The following is a 20,132-nucleotide window of genomic DNA, read 5'->3' on the forward strand; positions in this document are numbered from 1 at the left end:
CATGATTTCGGCGCGGTCGCCGGTGAATTGCAGGTCGTGAGGCGAATATGAGCGGCGAGGACGTCAGTCGGGCCGAACCCACGGTGCTCGCCGTCGATATCGGCGGTTCGCACGTCAAGATCCTCGCCAGCACCGGAGGCGGGGAACGCAGGGCTGTTTCAGGCCCCGGAATGGACGCCGCCGCCATGGCCGACGCTGTCGAAGAGCTGGCGGCCGGCTTGCACTACGACGTCGTTGCCCTGGGCTATCCTGGCCCGGTCGTCCACAACCGCATCCTCGTCGAACCGCACAACCTCGGCCAAGGGTGGGTCGGCTTCGACTTTGGCGCCCGCTTTGGCAAACCGGTCAAGATCGTCAACGATGCACTGATGCAGGCCATCGGCAGCTATGAAGGCGGCCGCATGCTCTTTCTTGGCCTCGGTACCGGGCTCGGTGCAGCCATGATCGTCGACAATGTCGCCCAGCCCATGGAGATTGCCCATCTGCCTTACCGCAAAGGACGCAGTTTCGAGGATTATCTGGGAGAGGCGAGCATCAGGAAACGCGGCCGCAAGAAGTGGACCGGGTACGTCTTCGATGCCGTCGAACGCCTCACCGCAGCGCTCGAGCCCGACTATGTCGTCATTGGCGGCGGCAATGTCGAAAAGCTTGATTCTCTGCCTCCCAAGGCCCGGCGCGGCGACAACGCGAATGCCTTCAAGGGAGGATTCGCCCTCTGGCATGACCCGACGTTGAAGGTTTGAGGGACTGCGGCCACGACGATCGAATAGTTCCCTGCCGCTCCAGCCGCCGGCGGCTGGACGGCATCGAGCACCTCTGCGTCAGGCGATCCTCTCCCTGAGTTCGATCACCTCTGCCGACGGCGGCAGCCCGCTCGCAACCACCGATACCCGGAACTTTCCCTCGAGCGCAGCGTCGAATATGGCCCCGACGATGATGTCGGCCTCGGCGTCGACCTGCTCGCGGATGCAACTGGCCGCCTCGTCGACTTCGTAGAGCTTCATGTCCGCGCCGCCCGAGATCGACACCAGCACGCCTTTTGCCCCGCCCACAGATGCTTCATCGAATAGAGGGTTGGCGATCGCCGCTTCGGCGGCGGCCCTTGCCCGATCCTCTCCTGACGCCTCTCCGGTGCCCATCATCGCCCGCCCCATGTCGCGCATTACTGCGCGCACGTCCGCAAAGTCGAGGTTGATCAGCCCCTCCTTGACGATGAGGTCGGTGACGCATCCCACGCCCGCATAGAGTACGCGATCCGCCATGGCGAAGGCATCGGCGAAGGTCGTCTTGGTATTGGCGATCCGGAACAGGTTCTGGTTGGGGATGACGATGACCGTATCGGCGCGTTCGCGCAGGCGCTCGATCCCTTCTTCCGCCGACCGCATCCGGTGTTTGCCCTCGAATTCGAATGGCTTGGTGACGACGGCGACGGTCAGGATCCCGGCCTCGCGCGCGGCACCGGCAATGACCGGCGCGGCCCCGGTTCCGGTTCCCCCTCCCATGCCCGCGGTCACGAAGCACATATGTGTGCCGGCCAGGTGGTCCATGATCTCGTCGAGCGACTCCTCGGCGGCCGCACGCCCGACTTCGGGCAGCGAGCCGGCACCGAGGCCCTCGGTCATCCTGGCGCCCAATTGGATACGCCGCGGCGCCTTCGACATGGCAAGCGCCTGCGCATCGGTGTTGGCAACCAGGAACTCGGCACCTTCGAGGTTCTGCGCGATCATGTTGTTGACGGCATTGCCGCCGCCGCCGCCCACCCCGATCACGGTGATCCTTGGCTTCAGCTCAACGATTTTGGCGGTATCGGTCATGCTCATATCCATTCGTGCCAGCGGGTCTGCCGCCAGTGTCTCGGGTCAATCCGTGCGCCGGCGAGGCCGGAATCGACGACTCGCGGCAGCATCAGGGCATCCACCATTGTCGAAAGCATGACCATGGCCTGCGGTCGGGTTCTTTTACCGCCGGCCAAGTAGGCGGACCTGAAGTGCGAACAGCCGTGGCAACCGGGTAGGGCTCCAGGAGATGGCCTCGAACTAGCCGCTCACTGGTCTGGGCACTCCCGCCGGTCGAAGCTGCCGTTTCTGTGCGGCGATGCGGAAGGGTGCGTTGACGGCGCCGTATCCGCGGTAGCCGCCGCGGCGTTCTACCACTTCGAAGAAGAAGCCTTCGCCGTAGTTGGTGCTGTAGAGCTGGAAATACTCCCCCGCCTCGTCACGGTCATAAAGGATATTGCGCGTACGCAGCCGGGCCGACATGGCGGGTTCGATGCCGAGGCGTGCCTCCAGGTCGTCATAGTAGTTGGCTGAAATCTTCAGTGGACGAAACCCGAGCTTCTCCATGGCGGCCGCGGTCGCGAATATGTCGCGCGTGCGGAAGGCCAGGTGCTGCACAGAGGAACCGAAACTTTCGGCGATGAAGTGTCCGGCAAGCGTCTTGCGGCTCTCCGCGCCATTCAGGGTGAGCCGCAGCGCGCCGTCCTGGCTCTCCATGACCTGGCTGCGCACCAGGCCACCTGGGTCCACCACGTCCACCATCGGTGATTTTTCGGTTCGAAAGATCGCCGTGTAGAACAGGATCCAGGTCAGCATCTCCTCATAGTTCATAGTCTGGGCGATGTGGTCGACCGCAATGAGGCCCGCGTCGTTGGCCTTGGAATCCGGCAGCGGCTCGAACTCGATGTCCCAGACCCCCGCAAGTTCGCTGCGCCCATCGATGAAGTAGATGACGCCACCGCCAACTCCCCTGATGGCGGGGATGGCCAGCTCACCCGGTCCGTGCTGCTGCTCGAAAAGTGTGGCGCCGAGTGCGCGTGCGCGCATGACAGTTGCCTGCGCGTCCTCGACCCTGATGCCTAGCGCATAGGCGTTGGTTCCATGCACCAGATAGGAGGAATGGGCGAGGCCTTCATGCTCTGTGTTGATGACGATGTTGATGGCGGACGAGGCTGGCCCCTGGCGCCAGAGCACGACGTCCTTGTTGCGGTGTTTGGCCTTCGGGGCGAACCCCATGGTCGCCAACAGCTTGCCGAGCTCGCCTGCTTCCTGCTCGTTGGCGGCGAATTCGACGAACTCCACCCCTTCGACCCGCACTCGGTCGGGCATGGCAGGAACTTCGACCGCTACCGCTGCCGGTTCAACGCGTCGAACATGGTCCATGAGGTTGACGAGGGAACGATGGCCGTCGATGGCGATCGATCTGGGCGAGCCTCCGCGGAACTGGTCGTTGAATATCTCCAGCGACAAGGGCCCGGCATAACCGGTGGCGGCCACCGCCCGCATGAAATCGACGACCGGCAGGTCGCCTTGCCCCGGCATGCTGCGATAGTGCCGGCTCCAATTGAGCAGTTCCATCTCCATCTTCGGCGCGTCGGCGAGTTGCACGATGAAGATGCGGTCCCCGGGAATGGAGCGGATCGTATCCACGTCGATCCCGCGCGCCAGGGTGTGGAACGAATCCAGGATGAGGCCGATGTTGGGATGATCGGCCCTGCGAACGGTCTCCCATGCATCGCGATGATCGTTGACATGGCGGCCCCAGGCGAGCGCCTCATAACCAACGCGCAGGCCCCGCTTGGCTGCGCGTTCCCCCAGCTCGCGAAAATCGGCAGCGGCCCGGTCGATCCCACCGAGCGCGATCGGTGCGACATTGGAGCAGATGAGCATCAGTTGCGTGCCCAGTTCCTGCATCACGTCGAACTTCCGCTCAGCACGATCGAAGGCACGCGACCTCTGCGGTTCGGGCAATCCCTCGAAATCGCGGAAGGGCTGGAACAGCGTGATCTCCAGCCCATGATCGCGCACCATGCGCCCCACTTCCGCCGGCGTGCCGTCGAACGCCAAAAAATCCTGTTCGAAGATCTCGACCCCGTCGAAACCGGCCGAAGCGATCGCTGCGAGCTTTTCGCGCAGGTCCCCGCTGATCGATACGGTGGCTATCGAGGTCTTCATTTCTCGCGCTCCAATATCATGTCGATCAACGCGTTCACCGCCAGCGCGTAGCCGCGTGGCCCAAGCCCCGCCAGCACCGCGGTGGCAACGCGTGAGACGAGGGAGCGGTGGTAGATCTCCTCACGTCGATGGATGTTCGAGATGTGGAACTCGACGATCGGGCCGGGAAACATCTTCAACGCATCGAGCAGGGGAATGGACCTGAAGCTGAGGCCCGCCGGATTTATGAGGATGCCGGCCCCTTGATCGATTGCCTCGTGGATCCAGTCGACGAGTTGATGTTCCGCGTTCGACTGATGGAAACGAACCGGCCTGGTGCCTGCCGCGTCCCGGCACATAGCTTCGATCTCGGCGAGAGTGGTCGTGCCGTAGATCTCGGGTTCCCGCATGCCGAGGCGGTTGAGGTTGGGTCCGTTGATGATGAAGATCGGCTTCATTGTCCTACCCCGAATATCCGAACACACGCGGCAGCCACAGAACGACGTCCGGCACGAAAGTGACGACGGCGAGCGCGGCGAACATGGCAAGGAGGAACGGCAGGACGTCGCGCACGATGTGAGCCAGCGGCACCTCGGCGATGCGGGTCATGATGAAGAGCAGGAGCCCGTAAGGCGGCGTGATCAGTCCGAGCATGATGTTGAGGACGACCACGACGCCGAAATGCACCATGTCGATGCCCAGTGCCTGTGCCGTAGGGATCAGCACCGGCACCATCACCAGCAGGATCGTCGTGCCCTCGAGCAGGCATCCCAGGGCCAACAGCAACACGTTGACGATGAGGAGGAACTGGATCGGTGACAGGTCCCAGGCGAGCAGCAGCTCGGACAGGGAGTGTGGGATGTCTTCGACCGTGATCACGTAGTTGAAGACCATGGCGCCCGCCAGCAGCATGCCGATCGAGGCAGTCGTTCGCCCGCTATTGAGCAGGGCGCGGTAGAACTGCCGGATCGTCACGCTGCGATAGATCGCAACGGAAATCAGCAGGGCGTAGCCCGCCGCCACGGCGGCAGCCTCGGTCGGCGTCATCACGCCGCCCCGAATTCCCACGAGCAGGACAACCGGCAGCATCAGCGCCGGAAACGCCCGAAGGGTCAGGCCCGGCAACTTGCGCAGCGGCACGGGTTCCTCGACCGGAAAGTTCTTCCGGCGGGCGTCTATGGCCACGATCGACATTTGGGCGAGAGCCATCATCACGCCCGGCACGATGCCGGCGAGGAACAGGAATCCGACCGACGCATCCGAGACGAGCGCGTAGATGACCAGGGGAATGGAGGGGGGAAGGATTGGCGCCAGCACCGCGGTGGTCGCGGTCAACGCCGCAGCGTAGCTCGCGGGATACTTGTCGTCCTTGGTCATGAGCTGCTGCATCATCTTGCCCGTGCCGGCGGCGTCGGCGATCGCCGAACCCGACATGCCCGCAAAGATGAGGGATTGCAGCACGTTGACCTGGGCGAGCCCGCCGCGGAACCGGCCGACGACCGCGTTGCAGAAATGGAGGAGGCGGTATGTCATCGTCCCGGCGTTCATCACTTCGGCGGCCAGGATGAACATGGGCACGGCAAGAAGCAGGTAACTCGTATAGAGCCCGTTGAGGATCTGCTCTGCCGCCGTGCCCATATCGAGGCCGGCGAGCCATAGATAGAGGATCGACGAGCCGATCATGGCATGGCCGATAGGCAGGCCGAGCAGTGACAGGATACAGATCGAGATCAGTGCCATCGTGAATGGATCGAGGAAAATCATCATATGCCCGAGCTCGCTTTGGTCGGATCGGGTTCGCTGACGTCCTCACGCCTCAACGCATGCCATCCGAGCCACAGGTAACGGGCAATGACGGCGACGACGAAGATCACATAGATGGCAAACAGCCAGTCGAAGCGGATCTTGAGATAGGCGGTTTTCTGCACCTTCATGAAGGTGACGTAGTCGAACACGGCGGGAAGGGAGTAACCGTAGAGTGTGATGAGCGCGACGGCCGAGGCCAATATCATCACTCGCCGGACACGGTAGGGTACGGCTCCGTAGACCAGGTCGAATCTGATCTCCTCCTCTTCGCGCACCACGAAGGCTGCACCGAACAGAACGACCCAGATCCACATGACGACGGTGAGCTCGTTGCTCCAGCCCGTAGGCCATTGCAGGCCGTATCGGAAAAGGATCTGGAGCAGAAAGGCGGCAAACATCACGCCGATCATCACTGCCGCAAGGTTTTCGCAGCGGCGATAGAACCATCCCGCCACGGCCCGCGCACGTTCCAACATCGGCTTGCCTCCCAGATGCCGCCCTTGACACAAAGCATGACTGCCGGCCTGAGGGCCGGCAGTCACAGCATCGGATCTAGAGAGCGTTGATCTTTTCGAGCATACCTTCGGGCCAACTCGCGGCGAGGTCCGAAGCCAGATACTTCTCCTGCACGTGGGTGCGGAACGCCGCCACATCGGGCTCGTAGACCTTCAGCCCGACCGACTTGAATTGCTCGGCGAGTTCAGTCTCGCGTTCGAGGTGCCTTTCGGTCGAGAAGTCGATTGCAGCGTCCGCCGCTTCCTGGAATCTCGCCTGCTGGTCGGCGTCCATTCCGTCCCAGACTGTCTTGGATACGGTCAACAGGTCGAACCCGACGAGGTGCGACGTCAGCACGATCTGGCTCATCACCTCATAGAACTTCATGTTCTCGACGTTCGGCAGCGGGTTGTCCTGGCCGTCGATGGCCCCGGTCTGGAGGCCGGTATAGACCTCGGCATAGGCCATCGGTGTCGGATTGGCGCCGAGCGCCTCACCGAGAAACTGCCAGGCATCGCCACCGGGCATGCGTAGCTTGATGCCGGCCATGTCGGCGGGTGTGCGGATTTCCTTGTCCACTCTGAGGCCGACCTGGCGCACGCCAAAGTAGGTGGGACCCAGCACCTTCACACCGAGCTGGTCCTCGGTCATCTGCTTCATCTCGGCGCCGGCTTCGCTGGCAAAGAATGCCTTGAGATGGGCGGCATCGCGGAAGAGATAGCCAGCAGTGAGGATCGACCAGGCCGGAATCTGATTGGAGATGTCCTGAGGCGCGATGTTGCCCATCTCGAGGTTGTTGCGCTGCAGCGCGACGAGCTCGGTGCCCTGCTTGAACAGGTTGCCCCCGTAATAGCCCTCGAAGGTGAAGTCGTCGGCGATCATCGAGGAGAACAGCGTCATCATCTCGGCGCGGATGTCCTGCTCCGAGAACACGGCCGAGAACCGCAGCTTCGGCTTGTCCTGCGCGAAAGCCGGAAAGGCCGTCGCGGCGGCGAGCATGCCTGTTCCGATAAGGAACTGGCGGCGTGTTGCATGCAGTTTCATTTAAATTCCTCCCTTTGTGTTGGAAACAACCGCCCGCTCTATGGCGGACCCTCCGTTGAAGGCGTCAAAGGCCGCCTTCATCCGATCCGTGTCCGGTTGGACACCGGTGAAAAGCGTGAAGGCTCGCACCGCCTGGAAAATCGCCATGCCTTCGCCCGAGAGCGTACGGCAGCCCTTTTCGCGCGCATGGCGAAGCAACTCTGTCTCGAGCGGGAAATAAACGACGTCGGCGATCCAGTGCCGGGGAGCGATGCAGTCGGCCGGCAGCGGCATGCCCGGCAGTTTAGCCATGCCGACAGGCGTGGCGTTGACGATTCCATCGGCCGCGCTCGCTGCGGCAGCAACATCCTGCGTGACCGTCGCCCGGCCCGCGCCGAAGCGGGCGCATAGCCGGTCAGAGAGCGCATTCGCTTTCTCGCTATCAGTATCGCTGACGGCGAGCCGGTCGACGCCGCTGTCGAGCAGGGCATGCCCGACGGCCGCGCCCGCCCCGCCTGCGCCAAGCAACAGCACCTGGCTTCGCGCGGCCCCATCCATGCCTTGGCGCAAATTCTCCCGGAAGCCCCAGACATCGGTGTTGTGGCCGAAGCGGCGACCGTTCCTGAGCACGACCGTGTTGACCGAGTCGACCTCGCGCGCTGCCGGTGACAGCTCGTCCAGTAGCGGTAGGATCGCCTGCTTGAACGGAAAGGTGACGTTGAGGCCGCTGAACCCGAGATATTCGGCAAACCGCAGGATGTCGGACAGCGAGGGGGAGGGGCTGCCCATCAGGTCGGTGTCGAGCAGCCTGTAGACGAACGGAATGCCGCGCGCAGTTGCTTCTGCTTCATGCATGGTCGGCGTTCGCGACATCTGGATGCCGGAGCCAAGCAGGCCCACCAGCACCGCCCGGCTACGCTCGAGCGCGCTTGAAGGAGCCGTTGCTGCCGAACGTGTCGCAGGCTCCAACCCTTCCTCCCTCAGGTTACCTCGCCCTCGTTTTGAACTATCCAGTTAATTCAGTCAAGCTTTGTACTGTGCAGTTAATTTGTGTATGAGTTGGGCCGACAGGAGGTAGCGGATGAGCGCGGTGAATGTGGACGTGGAGAGGGAAGGGCGCGGCGGCTGGAAGCAGGACCCGGCGGGAGTGCAGTCGAATATTCTCGCCGTAGCCACGTCAGAGTTCTCTGCAAACGGCTTGTCGGGTGCGCGTATCGACGAAATCGCAGCCAAGACGCGCACGTCCAAACGCATGATCTACTACTATTTCGGCGACAAGGATGGGCTCTACCGGCGTGTTCTGGAGGAGGCTTATCGCAAGGTGCGAGAGGGGGAGCGCCAACTCGATCTCGACCATCTGCCGCCGGTCGAGGCGTTGACGCGACTAGTCGAGTTCACCTTCGATCATCACAGCAGCCATCCCGACTTCATCCGCCTCGTGATGATCGAGAACATCCACCACGGTGCCTATCTCGCCCAGTCGGACCTGATCGGAAGCCTCAATGCGGGCGCCATCGAGAAGCTCGAAACGATCTGCCGGCGTGGTAAGGAGGAAGGACTGTTTCGAGAAGACGTCGAACCGCTCGAACTGCACTGGCAGATCAGCGCGCTCAGCTTTTTCAACGTGTCCAACAGCGCCACCTTCTCGAGGATTTTCGGAGACCACCTCTACAGTGCCAGCGGTCAGGAAACCCTCCGCCGACACGTGGTGGAAATGGTTCTGCGGTTCGCGCTCAAGGCCAGCCCATGAGGGCGAGGTCGCAACCGGCACGCTTAGCGCAGGTATTGCCTGAGGCCGCGACCGGGACCTGCCTATCAATGAGTCCGAGCGGTGACTGCAATCGGAAACCTTGGCTCTCGTCTGGCCGCCGGAGCGACATCCGATGCCGCCGAGAAAGCAATTCTACGAACCAAAGCAGGTAGTGCTAGACTCGGGTATAGCAATTTCAGTTGCCTCCGAGATCAGCGACGAGCAGACCAGTGTATGTAACGGCCTTAAACACCAACGACGCCCGTAATCGCAATCTTGCGGCAGTGTTCGATGCCATCCGCGATCGGGCTGGCGCGTCGCGTAAGGAAATCGGCCTGGATATGCCGTTCAGCCTGCAGACGATGACCAATGTCGTCCAGGAATTGATCGGCATCGGGCTTGTCGAGGAAGTCGAGCGGACCGGCGCGCGCATACGTGGCAACCCCCATCGCGGCCTCAAGGTAGTGGCTGATCGCGGATATGCGCTGGGCATTCAGTTCAGGTGGAATGCCTGCCTCAGCGTTCTGGTCGATCTTGACTACAAGGTGCGTGACATACGCACGACTCCGATCGACGTTCCCCAAAGCGATATCGATGGCTACCTCGCCAGGCTCGAGGCAGTCATTCTCGGCCTCATCGAGTCCTACGCGGGCAAGGACATTTGGACTGTCGGCGTCTCCGGGCCGCTGCCGATCGAAGTGCCCAACATGCCCAGCCACACTCTTTCCTTGCCGAGGCTATGGACCGACCAGCGGTGGTTCCAATCTTTCGCAGCCAGTGTTGGTACCGCGACCCTTCGGACCCGGTTGGAACGAACGACTGGCTTGCCGGTCAGGCTCCTCAATAATTCGCAGGCCGCCGCTCTCGCCCAGTCGATGATTTTGCCGGCTGAGGCACGGTTCGTTTACGTGCTCGCCGGTCTCGGGCTCGGGGCCTCGTATGTGTGTGGACGCGCGCTCAGCCAGGATGTGTGGAAGCACGGCGGCGAGATCGGTCACGTCATCTATCGGGGGCGCACGCTCAGTTCAGTGATGTCCGCCTCCGGTTTGCGCGAGTCGATCAAGCTCGACCTGCCGCAGGGTGAGATGGAGGCCACGCTTGAACATCTCGCCGCCCACAACCAGGCCGTCTTCGAACCCTGGCTGGATGAGACCGCGCCCATTCTGCGTTTCCTGGTCAACTTCGTCGAAGCGGCGATGTGGCCGGATGGAATAGCCATGGGCGGCTTCATGCCGACCGTACTCATCGACCAGTTGATCGCCCGCGCGTATCCGCTTTCGGATTCCGTCGTTCCGCCGGATGGCGACCCGCGCCGGCTCATGCCGCGCCTGTTTCGAGCCAAACGTGGAGCCGAAGCCATTCCGCTCGGCGCCGCCGTCAGCACGCTGAGCCACTCGGCCAACCCCGAACTGCCGAACCTGATCGCCCGGCGTCGCGTCGCCTGAACCTGCGCCTCTGCAGGTTGACATCCCTTGTCTCGCGTATATGATCAAGAAAATTGATCAAATAACCGATCACCCAGGGGAGGGTAGCGATGGTTGAGCGTTCCGGGGGCCGACTTCGGCTGAATCGACGTCAGGTGCTGTCAGGAGGCATCGCGCTAGCTGGCGGCCTGGCCGTGCTCGGCGGCGCGAGCTACGGGCAGGGTGCACCGCAGCCAGGTGGCACGTTGCGCCTTGCGCAGGGGGCCGACGCACAGCCCAAGAACATCCTCGCCGGGCGTGCGGGCAACAATACCTGGCGCCACCAGGTTTTCGACGCCTTGACGGTCCTTGATAGCGAGACCGGCCAGCCTCGTCCCGTCCTTGCGACTGAATGGGAGTCGAGCGAGGACGGGCGCACGTTCGTCGTGCGTATTCGCAACGATGCGCGCTTCCACACCGGCCGGCCACTGACCGCCGAGGACGTCGTCTTCACCCTCGAGCAGGTGATGGTGCCCGAGAATGCCTCGCAGATGGCGCCGCTGGTGCGGGCCTACACCTCGATTGAGGCGACCGGCACGCATGAAGTGACGATCACCAGCGATACACCTGTCGCGCCGCGTGTGTTCGACGTGTTCCAGCTCGCCGTGATTCTCGACATGGACACCTTTTCCGGACTAGCGGACGGATCGCAGGTGGTCGGCACAGGCCCGTTCAAGTGGGTCGACTGGGTGCCGGGAGCCAGCCTGCGGCTCGAGCGGAACGATGACTATTGGGCACCCGACCAGGTGCTGCTCGACGGCGTTGAAATCTCGATCATCACCGACTCGACGGCCATGGCCAACGCCATGCGGGGGCGCGTCGACATGGTGCTGGCGATGACGCCGCGCGACGCCATCATGTTCCGCGGCAACCCAGGCGTCGAGCTGATCGAAGGACCGGGCGCGCAGATCTTTCCGCTTGGCCTCAACGTCACCGCGCCGCCCTTCGACAAGAGGGAACTGCGCCAGGCGATCGGCTACGCCATCGATCGCCAGCGCATCATCGACCAGGTGTTCAACGGAGTCGGCAACGCGAGTTGCCTGTGGTGGCGCTCGAACGAGCCCGGCACGACCGAGGAGATGGTCACCCACTATCACTATGACCCGGAGCGGGCGCGTGAACTCATTGCAGCGGCAGGCGCCGAGGGCGCACAGGTGGACCTGACGGTGATCGGCCTTGCACCCGTGCCAGCGATCTACGAGATCGTCCAGAACAATCTGCGCGAGGTCGGGCTCAATCCCATGGGACAGGTTGTCGAAACGGCGGCTTTCGACCAGGGGCAGACGGCGGGAGACCTGGGACCAGCCTTCCAGCAGATCCATGGCCTGCAGGGGTTCTCGGCGGCAACGCTCGTCGATGCCCTGCCGGCGCTGCGCGACACCAACCCCTCCAAGTTCACGCCCGAGCGTTATCGCGAGCTCAAGGACGCGCTACAGTCCGCTCAGGGCGATGCCTACGCGCCTGCACTGGTTGAGCTTGGCCAGTTCATGCTGGACGAGGCTTTCAGCCATATCCTTCTGCATACGCCGCCATTGCACGCGAAAGTGCAGCAGTTCCAGGGCTTTACCTTCAACAATGTCGGTTTCCTGCACCTTGCCGGCGCGCATTTGAACGGCTAGTCGATGTTCGGCTTTCTCGCCCGGAGACTGCCATCCGTAGTCTTCATGCTGCTGGCGACCTCGGTCATCGCTTTCCTGCTGCCGCGATTGGCGGGAGGCGACCCGGCCCAGACGATAGCAGGTGCCGATGCCACGGCCGAACAGGTGGCGGCCATCCGCGTCGAGCTCGGGCTCGACCAGCCGGTCTACGCTCAATACGGCCGGTGGCTCGGCGATCTCCTTGTTGGGGATCTCGGCACGTCCCTGATTACCAGCCGTCCGGTCGGGCAATTGATCATGGCGCGGCTCGGGAGCACGCTTGAGCTGGCGATTGCCGCCACCGTGCTGATGGTGGTCCTCGGTATCGGGCTCGGGATACTCGCGGGCTCGATCCGCAAGGGTGCCGGTCGGGCTGGCCTCGATGGGGCAGTGAGCGTGCTGCTTGCCACACCGCCGCACGTTACCGGCCTCATCCTCATTCTCGTGCTCGGCATCACCTTCAATCTGCTGCCGATCAGTGGCGAGGTGTCGGTGCTGCGCGATCCCTTGGTCGGTATCTCGCTTCTGATCATGCCGGCCCTGGCCCTCGCCCTGCCGCAGGCAGCCATGATCGCGCGGCTGATCCAGGCGCGCATGTATCAGGTGCGCCAGGAAGAATTTGTCGATCTAGCCATTGCCAAGGGCGTTCCGCCGCGCCGCATCGTCTTGAGCCACATCCTGCGCAACAGCATGGGGACGGCCGTAGTGGCGACCGGCATCAGGGTCGGGGAACTCCTGGCGGGGGCAGTGGTGATCGAGGCCATCTTCGCACGCAACGGGCTCGGGCTCATGGCTGTCGATGCGGTCAGCTCGCGCGACTATCAGGTGGTCCAGATCGTGGTTCTTGGGGCGGTGGTCATCGCAGTCCTCGTGCATCTCCTCTCTGAAATCCTGCTCGCCGCACTCGATCCGAGAATTCGCCTGCAATGACCGCGACGAACCCGACTGAAACGCATGCCGGCGGTAGACGCCGCCTGATGGGCGAGGGGCTTGGCCGGTACATTGCCGCCCTGGGACAGCCCAAGGGGCTGATCGGCTCCGGCCTCCTTGTGCTGCTCGTGCTGGCGGCAGTGTTTGCCCCGATCCTCTTTCCGGGCGGTGTCGACCAGCAGAGCCGCGACAGCTTCCTGTTGCCCTCGCTCCTGCATCCGTTTGGCACGGACGAACTCGGGCGCGATATCTTCGTGCGCTGCGTCTATGCGCTGCAGGTTTCGATCAGCCTCGTCATCGTGGCGGTGCCGATCGCGGCTGTATTGGGTACGCTCATGGGCCTGTCGGGCGCCATCTCCGGCTTGCTCGGCGAGGCGTTCCAGCGCGTGTTCGACATCATCCTCGGCTTTCCAAGCCTGGTGCTCGGCATCTGCATCGTCATCGTCATCGGGCCCGGCTGGCTCGCGCTCGCCACCACCATCGTCGTCTTCTCGCTGCCCCAGTTCGGGCGGCTTGCGCGCGGTGCGTTGCTCTCCGAGCAGGGGCGGGAATACGTGCTCGCGGCTCGCGTGCTTGGCGTCAGCAGACCCAAGATCATGATCCGGCACATCCTGCCCAATGCGCTCGATCCGATTTTCGTCCAGGTGTCGCTGTCGATGATCGGCGGCATCTTCATCGAGGCCGCGCTTTCGATCGTGGGGCTGGGTATCCAGCCGCCGACACCCTCGCTCGGCACGCTGCTCAACGTCGGTATCCGCTACGTCTACGCCCAGCCCATGTATACGGCCGGTCCCATCATCATGCTCCTGCTGCTCGCGCTCGCCTTCAACCTGATCGCCGACGCGCTGAATGCCCAGGTGCTCAAGACACGAGGCGAATGATGGCGGCCAACCTGCTCGAAGTCCGCAATCTCGGCACCACATTCCGCTTCGGGCAGGCCGAGGTGCAGGCGCTGCACGAGGTTTCTTTCGAAGCCCGCACCGGACGTGTTCTTGGCATCGTGGGCGAGTCCGGCTCGGGCAAATCGCTGACCGCGCGGGCCATCATGCGCATGCTTCCCGAGACGGCGTCGGTCTCCAATGGCGAGGTGCTGTTCGAGAGTGGCAATCTCCTCGATCTGCCCGAAGCGCGCATGCGCTCCATTCGCGGCAGCAAGATCGCCATGGTGTTCCAGGATCCGCAGGCGGCACTCAACCCGGTCAAGACCGTAGGATGGCAGATCGAGGAAGCCCTCGTTGTCCACGGCATGAACAAGAGCCGGGCGAGGGCGCGCGCCATCGAGCTCCTGGGTCAGGTCGGCATTCCCGAACCAGACAAGCGGATAGACGACTTTCCGCATCAGTTTTCCGGTGGCATGCGCCAGCGCGTGGTCATCGCCATCGCCATTGCCAATTCGGCGAAGCTCATTATCGCCGACGAGCCGACCACGGCACTCGACGTCACCATTCAGGCGCAGGTGTTGCGCCTCCTCGTCGACCTCAAGTCTCGTCTCGACATCGGTGTGATCCTCATCACCCACGACATGGGCGTGGTCGCCGAGATCTGCGACGATATCGTGGTGATGTATGGCGGGCGCGTTGTCGAGCGCGGCGCCGTGGCTGGTGTCTTTGCCGCGCCGCAGCACCCCTATACGCGCAACCTCCTGCGCTCGATGCCACGCATCGAGGGCGTGCGCACGGCTCGGCTGCCGACCATTCCCGGCTCGACCCCGGATCTCTCGCGTCTGCCCTCGGGCTGCGCATTCCACCCGCGCTGCCAATTTGCTGAGGACATCTGCCTGCGTGAAGTGCCGGTCCTCTTGCCGATGGCCGGCAGCCCGGAACGCGAAGCCGCCTGCCATGTCGCCCGCCAGAACGCGGGCTTGCCGCCAGATCCAGATCCGACGCCTTCCAGTGAACCGCTCGCGGGTGTCAGGACCAGTGGATCAGCGCCCGCGATCCTCGAGATCGAAGACCTGAGCGTCACCTTTCCTGGCGGAGGCGGCTGGCTGCGGCGCGAGAAGCCGATCGTGGCAGTCGATGGGGTAAGCCTGTCGCTGCGCCCGGGCGAAACGCTGGGGCTCGTTGGGGAATCCGGCTGCGGCAAGACATCCCTCTCTCGTACGATCGTCGGGCTCAACCGGCCGAGTTCGGGCTACATCCGGGTCGCGGGCGAGGACGTGACGGATTTCGGCGCGGAGGCCGCCGCCCATGTGCGCCGGACAGTGCAGTATGTCTTCCAGGACCCTTACGCCTCGCTCAATCCGAGGCTTTCGATCCGCCAGATCCTCTCGGAAGCCCTCGAGCAGCGCGGACTGCCGGGGCGGCAGCGCGAGGCAGCCGCGCGAGCGCTCATGGACATGGTCGGGCTCGATGCCGCCTACCTCGACCGCTATCCGAAGGCCTTCTCCGGCGGTCAGCGCCAGCGCATCGGTATTGCCCGCGCCCTGGCCGTCGAACCGCGGGTTCTGATCTGCGACGAACCGGTCTCGGCGCTCGACGTGTCGATCCAGGCGCAGGTGATCAACATTCTCGCGGACCTGCGCGATCGCCTCGGGCTCGGCATCCTGTTCATCGCCCATGATCTTTCGGTGGTGCGTCACCTCAGCGACCGGGTGGCAGTGATGTATCTCGGGCGGATCGTCGAAATCGGGCCGGCGAGCGACGTCTATGAGCACCCCTTGCATCCCTATACGGCGGTGCTGCTCTCCTCGACCCCGAAGCCCGTGCCGGACCCTTCGGCCATGCAGCGCAAACTGGTGCTTGGCGGGGACATGCCGAGCCCGCGCAACCCGCCATCCGGCTGCCGGTTCCGTACCCGCTGCCCCATCGGTCCGCTCGCCGATCCCTCCCGCCGGATCTGCATCGAAAAGGACCCGCTCCTTGTCGGCCCGGGCGAACACAAGAGCGCCTGCCATTTTCCAGACGAGGCCGCCGGCCTCGCCGTTCAGTCGAAGGCCTAGCGAACACCAGCATGTCCCAGACCCGTCCGAATATCCTTTGCATCGTCAGCGAAGATTGCCCGCCACGGCTCGGCGCCTATGGCGACAGGCTGGCGCGCACGCCCAACCTCGACCGGCTGGCGGGGGAGGGCGTCACCTGGCGGGTAGCCAACTGCACCTCGCCGGTCTGCGCACCGTCGCGCTTTGCGATTCTGACGGGACGACACGCCGAAAGCGTTCCGCCGGCCCAACAGATGACCGCTTTCGGTCCGTTTCCCGAAGGCATCGCGACATATCCCGAGGTCTTCCGTGCGACCGGCTACTACTGCACAAACAACTCCAAGACCCACTACAACTGCGACATCGATCCCAACACGCTCTGGGACGAGACCAGCGGCACCGCCCATTGGCGAAACCGACCCGCCGGCGCTCCGTTCCTCGCCGTCTTCAACACCATGCTCACCCATGAATCGTGTGTGTTCGAGCGCAAGGACGGGCCTGTCCGGCTGCAGGACGTGACGGTGCCGAGTTATCTGCCAGACAGCGACGGCATACGGCAAAGCTTGGCCAGCTACTACAATCAGGTCGAGCGCATGGACGCGTTCATGGGCGAGCGATTGGCAGAGCTCGAAGCCGATGGCGTCGCCGAGGACACCATCGTCTTCTATTATTCGGATCATGGCAGTCCGCTGCCACGCAGCAAACGCTTCTGTTACGACGAGGGGCTGGGCGTGCCGATGATCGTGCGCGTTCCGTCGCGCTGGCGACACTTGCTCGACGTAGCGCCTGGCACGATGGTCGACACGCCCGTTTCGCTTGTCGACCTGTTCGCCACGTTCTTGTCGGTGGCTGGGCTCGACTTGGTCGAGGGCCTGCAGGGCCAGGCCTTCATCGGCCCGAAGCGGCGCAAGCGCGAGTACGTGTTCGGCGGGCGCGACCGTATGGACGAGCGCTACGACCTCACGCGCACCGCGCGAAGCGCGCGCTTCCGCTACATCCGCAATTACTCACCCCATCGCATTTGGGGGCAGCACTATGCCTTCGCCTGGGAGAGCAAAGCGTATCAGGACTACGAAACCGACCATATCGCCGGCCGGCTAACTCCGCGTGAGGAGCGGTTCTGGCAGCGCAAGCCCGCCGAGGAACTCTACGATATCGCCGAAGATCCCGACGCAACGGTCAATCTCGCCTCTGATCCACTTTACGCGGCGGAACTGGAGAAGACGCGCGATGCGCTCGATCGGCACATGCTCGAGATACATGATTGCGGATTCATTCCAGAGGCGAGTCAGGCAGAAGGCTGGCAGGCGAACCGCAACGAGACGATTTACCCGCTTCGGGAGGTGATCGCACTTGCGGGCTTGGCGATCGCTCGAGACGCAAGCAACATCGCAAGGTTTTGCGGACTTTTGGACCATCCATCGCTGGTGATGCGGTTCTGGGCGGCCCAAGGCCTGCTGATGCTTGCCGTTGAGGGCGGTCCGATGCCCCCCCAACTACGCTCGGCCTGGGCGAGCGAGCACGAGCCGACGGTCAGGATCGCGTTGAGCGAAGCATTAGGCCATGCCGGCGACGGGATGACCCAAGCCGAATATCTCACCCGCTTCATCGCCAGCGAACACAACCCGCGCCTGCGCCTGCAAGCCCTTTGTGCCCTCACGGAAATGCCGCATCCGTCCCGCGTCTCGCTGCCGGTGATCGCCGGATTGATCGAAGACGAGGACGAATATGTACGAGGAGCGGCCGGCTACCTCAAGCGGCGTCTTGAGGGCAGCTATGAGCCTTCCAGCAAGATCTTCCGCTATGACCTGTTCCGCCAGAGCGGTCATAGCGGACTGCCCGTACACGCTTTCCCGAGATTGACGACCCGCTGAAGCCGTCGATGACGCAACGTCTTGAGTTCGCACCAGGCAGGGCGGCATCCCCGGCGGATTCCACGCCTCAGTTACCGTTCGTCCGCACGTCGCATCCAGAGCTTTTCGGCCACGTAATCGAGTGAGAGCCTGCCCGATCCCCACGCCATGATCCCCAGCGCCATTGCCGCCCAGGTGATGTGCAATGGCCAGCCGTCCGGAACGGTGAGTTGAACGATCAGCGTCATGACCAGCAGACCAGTTGCCGCCAGTCGCGAGGCAAAGCCGAAGACAAGGAGAGTGGGTAAAATGATCTCGGCTGACGCCGAAGCGAACGCCATGAGCTCGGGCGCGGGGAACCCGTAGGGACCGCCGGGCAGGTGCAGTTTGAATTCCTCGCTGAAGAGGAAGATCGCAACGTCGTTCAGTTGCAGGAAGCCGTCCCATTTGTTGACGCCCGACCGCCAGAAGGGGACAGCGAGCGCCAGGCGCAGAACGAGTTGTGTCAGGGAAGGGTGTGCGATGGTGCGCACGATGCCGTTCACCCACTCGACCAGTCCGCCAATTCCGCGCCGTTCGATCCCAGTCATTGTTCGTTTCCTTTGCGGTCGTCAGTGAAGACACCGGCCTCAAGCATTCCGGCTATGTTGGCGGAGATGTCGAAATCCGATGCACTGGTTGAGGCGGCCTCGGCCGCCGCACCGAGCGGTTCGCCGGCTGAGAGGCGCGACAGGAACTCTGCGCCCCCGGGTGGCAACCGCCGGACCACGACATCGAGAGCGGGTCTGGCTATCAGTGCATCTTCGGGTTCGCCGGCGTCGATCCGGGGGACCGGGCCGTCGCGCCGGTTGGCCGCGAAAATTGTGACAGCCGAATAGCGCGAGCGAACGACACGTGCCGCCGGATGCGGCGTCAGAACGACACCCCCGAGTTGCTCGGGAGGGATGGCGGCCAAAGTTTCAGGCAACAGCGGCTTGGCGTCGGCGGCATGATAGGCGTCGAGCCAGGCCCGCTCGATCCGCGCCACGTCGGCGAGCCAGGGTAGGGACCGGGCATGCTCATAGCGTTCGATGAACTCGGGAAGATCGCGGCCGTATTCGAAGAGGAGCGGTGAGGTAGGCGGCGTGGTGCGCACGTGAAGCCTCGCCATGGCGCGGAAGAAATCCTCACCGGTGAGTCTCAGGATCGCAGGAAAAGTCGCTGCCAAAGCGTTGATGAGGCTGACAGTGACATTGTTGCGATAGACCGCGTAGCGTTTGGTTGCGGCCTTCCCGTTGGGACCCGAGATGAAAACCGGCGGTGCTCGCTCCGGATCGAGCAGCGCGGCGACGAACTCGGCGGCGTAGCCTGACCGGTCGTCGACACCATGGCTGTTGAGGTTAGCGGGCCGCATAGGCATTTCCAGGTATGATACTCTGCGCATGATGATCGAGGATCGCCTGGGCGGCGGTTGCCTCGGCCTTGAGCACCGGCCACTCGGGGATGTCGCTGTCCCATTCCACAAGGGTCGGGACAGGTCCGCGTTGAGCGATGACAATGTCGAAAAGCTTCCACACCGCGTCGGCTACAGGACCGTCATGACTGTCGATGAGCAGCAGGTCGCCTTCGTCGTCCGTCTGCTCGGCGTGCCCGGCGAGGTGAACCTCGCCGACATGAGCAAGCGGAAAGTCGGCGAGGTAATCCAGCGCGGCAAAGCCGTGGTTGGTGGCAGAGACGAAGACGTTGTTGACGTCGAGCAACAGCCCGCAGCCGGTACGCCGCACAAGCTCGCGCAGGAAGTCGGTCTCGCTCATCGTCGACTGCGTAAACAGGACATAGGTCGACGGATTCTCGAGCAGGATCGGCCGGCCGATCGCCTCCTGCACCTCCTCGATGTGCTCCGCCACCCGTGCGAGCGTCGGTTGCGTATAAGGCAGCGGCAGCAGGTCGTTGTAATAGGAGGTCACATGGGTCGACCAGGCGAGATGTTCGGAAACCAGCGCCGGCTCATAACGATCGACCAGCGCCTTGAACCGGCCGAGATGAGCCTTGTCGAGCGGCTGCGGCCCTCCGATGGACATGCACACACCGTGTAATGACACCGGATGGTCGCGGCGGATGCGGGTCAGGGCATCATGCGGCGGTCCACCGGCACCCATGTAGTTTTCCGCGTGTACTTCGAAGAAGCCGCGCTGTGGACCGTCGGCTAAAATGGTCGGTAGGTGTTGATGCTTGAAACTCGTCCCCGCCAAGCCAGTGACGGGATGCGCCGGAAAGCGCGAGGCCGCCGAGACCGGGGCGCGCTGAATGTTCGCCTGCTGGTTCATTGTGGCCTCCGCTTTCCGGT

Annotated in this window: 18 protein-coding genes; 8 read left to right on the plus strand and 10 right to left on the minus strand. The window is 63.4% G+C overall.

What is annotated here, in order from left to right; translation table 11 throughout:
* Positions 1–47 precede the first annotated feature (47 nt).
* Positions 48–743: an ROK family protein gene (locus QQK18_RS18920; protein WP_284341924.1), complete on the plus strand. Its 696-nt coding sequence runs from the start codon at positions 48–50 to the stop codon at positions 741–743.
* A 78-nt stretch (positions 744–821) separates the two neighbouring features.
* Here QQK18_RS18920 and ftsZ read toward each other — a convergent pair whose 3' ends face one another.
* From ftsZ to QQK18_RS18955, 7 genes are all read right to left on the minus strand, one after another.
* Positions 822–1,814, minus strand: coding sequence for a cell division protein FtsZ (ftsZ, locus tag QQK18_RS18925; protein ID WP_284341925.1), 993 nt, complete (start codon positions 1,812–1,814; stop codon positions 822–824).
* 222 nt (positions 1,815–2,036) lie between these two features.
* Positions 2,037–3,950 carry a bifunctional sugar phosphate isomerase/epimerase/4-hydroxyphenylpyruvate dioxygenase family protein gene (locus QQK18_RS18930; protein WP_284341926.1) on the minus strand — a complete coding sequence of 638 codons (1,914 nt, stop codon included), beginning with the start codon at positions 3,948–3,950 and terminating at the stop codon, positions 2,037–2,039.
* The gene (locus QQK18_RS18935) at positions 3,947–4,387 is read right to left on the minus strand and encodes a type II 3-dehydroquinate dehydratase (RefSeq protein ID WP_284341927.1); all 441 of its coding nucleotides are present in this window, start codon (positions 4,385–4,387) and stop codon (positions 3,947–3,949) included. The genes QQK18_RS18930 and QQK18_RS18935 overlap by 4 nt, the downstream gene beginning before the upstream one ends.
* 4 nt (positions 4,388–4,391) lie before the next feature.
* On the minus strand, positions 4,392–5,693 hold the full coding sequence (locus QQK18_RS18940) for a TRAP transporter large permease (RefSeq protein WP_284342064.1): 1,302 nt from the start codon (positions 5,691–5,693) through the stop codon (positions 4,392–4,394).
* Complete coding sequence (locus tag QQK18_RS18945) at positions 5,693–6,211, minus strand: TRAP transporter small permease (RefSeq protein WP_284341928.1); 519 nt, start codon at positions 6,209–6,211, stop codon at positions 5,693–5,695. Before QQK18_RS18945 ends, QQK18_RS18940 begins: the two co-directional genes overlap by 1 nt.
* A gap of 76 nt (positions 6,212–6,287) precedes the next feature.
* Positions 6,288–7,274 carry a TRAP transporter substrate-binding protein DctP gene (gene dctP / locus QQK18_RS18950; protein ID WP_284341929.1) on the minus strand — a complete coding sequence of 329 codons (987 nt, stop codon included), beginning with the start codon at positions 7,272–7,274 and terminating at the stop codon, positions 6,288–6,290.
* Positions 7,275–8,222, minus strand: coding sequence for a shikimate dehydrogenase (locus QQK18_RS18955; RefSeq protein ID WP_284341930.1), 948 nt, complete (start codon positions 8,220–8,222; stop codon positions 7,275–7,277).
* A gap of 112 nt (positions 8,223–8,334) precedes the next feature.
* On the opposite strand from QQK18_RS18955, the gene QQK18_RS18960 reads away from it, so the two are divergent.
* The 7 genes from QQK18_RS18960 (at position 8,335) to QQK18_RS18990 (ending at position 17,827) form a co-directional block, all read left to right on the plus strand.
* Positions 8,335–9,003, plus strand: coding sequence for a TetR/AcrR family transcriptional regulator (locus tag QQK18_RS18960; RefSeq protein ID WP_284341931.1), 669 nt, complete (start codon positions 8,335–8,337; stop codon positions 9,001–9,003).
* 230 nt (positions 9,004–9,233) lie between these two features.
* Positions 9,234–10,448 carry an ROK family protein gene (locus QQK18_RS18965; RefSeq protein WP_284341932.1) on the plus strand — a complete coding sequence of 405 codons (1,215 nt, stop codon included), beginning with the start codon at positions 9,234–9,236 and terminating at the stop codon, positions 10,446–10,448.
* Between the two features lie 89 nt (positions 10,449–10,537).
* The gene (locus tag QQK18_RS18970; RefSeq protein ID WP_284341933.1) at positions 10,538–12,085 is read left to right on the plus strand and encodes an ABC transporter substrate-binding protein; all 1,548 of its coding nucleotides are present in this window, start codon (positions 10,538–10,540) and stop codon (positions 12,083–12,085) included.
* A gap of 3 nt (positions 12,086–12,088) precedes the next feature.
* The gene (locus QQK18_RS18975; protein WP_284341934.1) at positions 12,089–13,033 is read left to right on the plus strand and encodes an ABC transporter permease; all 945 of its coding nucleotides are present in this window, start codon (positions 12,089–12,091) and stop codon (positions 13,031–13,033) included.
* A complete protein-coding gene (locus tag QQK18_RS18980; protein ID WP_284341935.1) occupies positions 13,030–13,914 on the plus strand; it encodes an ABC transporter permease in 885 nt (294 codons plus the stop codon). Before QQK18_RS18975 ends, QQK18_RS18980 begins: the two co-directional genes overlap by 4 nt.
* Positions 13,914–15,974, plus strand: a complete 2,061-nt coding sequence (locus tag QQK18_RS18985; RefSeq protein WP_284341936.1) for an ABC transporter ATP-binding protein — start codon at positions 13,914–13,916, stop codon at positions 15,972–15,974. Before QQK18_RS18980 ends, QQK18_RS18985 begins: the two co-directional genes overlap by 1 nt.
* Before the next feature lie 11 nt (positions 15,975–15,985).
* Positions 15,986–17,827 (plus strand): sulfatase-like hydrolase/transferase, encoded by a 1,842-nt coding sequence (locus tag QQK18_RS18990; protein WP_284341937.1) that lies wholly within the window; start codon positions 15,986–15,988, stop codon positions 17,825–17,827.
* A gap of 71 nt (positions 17,828–17,898) precedes the next feature.
* Here the strand turns inward: QQK18_RS18990 and QQK18_RS18995 are convergent, their stop codons facing one another.
* From QQK18_RS18995 to bufB, 3 genes are read right to left on the minus strand one after another with little or no spacing between them, the layout of a single operon-like run.
* A complete protein-coding gene (locus QQK18_RS18995; RefSeq protein WP_284341938.1) occupies positions 17,899–18,396 on the minus strand; it encodes a DoxX family protein in 498 nt (165 codons plus the stop codon).
* Complete coding sequence (locus tag QQK18_RS19000) at positions 18,393–19,199, minus strand: HvfC/BufC N-terminal domain-containing protein (protein ID WP_284341939.1); 807 nt, start codon at positions 19,197–19,199, stop codon at positions 18,393–18,395. The genes QQK18_RS18995 and QQK18_RS19000 overlap by 4 nt, the downstream gene beginning before the upstream one ends.
* Positions 19,186–20,112 (minus strand): MNIO family bufferin maturase, encoded by a 927-nt coding sequence (gene bufB, locus QQK18_RS19005; protein ID WP_284341940.1) that lies wholly within the window; start codon positions 20,110–20,112, stop codon positions 19,186–19,188. The genes QQK18_RS19000 and bufB overlap by 14 nt, the downstream gene beginning before the upstream one ends.
* Positions 20,113–20,132: the final 20 nt, after the last annotated feature.

It is taken from the genome of Devosia nitrariae (assembly GCF_030160115.1).
GTDB classification, from domain to species: Bacteria; Pseudomonadota; Alphaproteobacteria; order Rhizobiales; family Devosiaceae; genus Devosia; species Devosia nitrariae.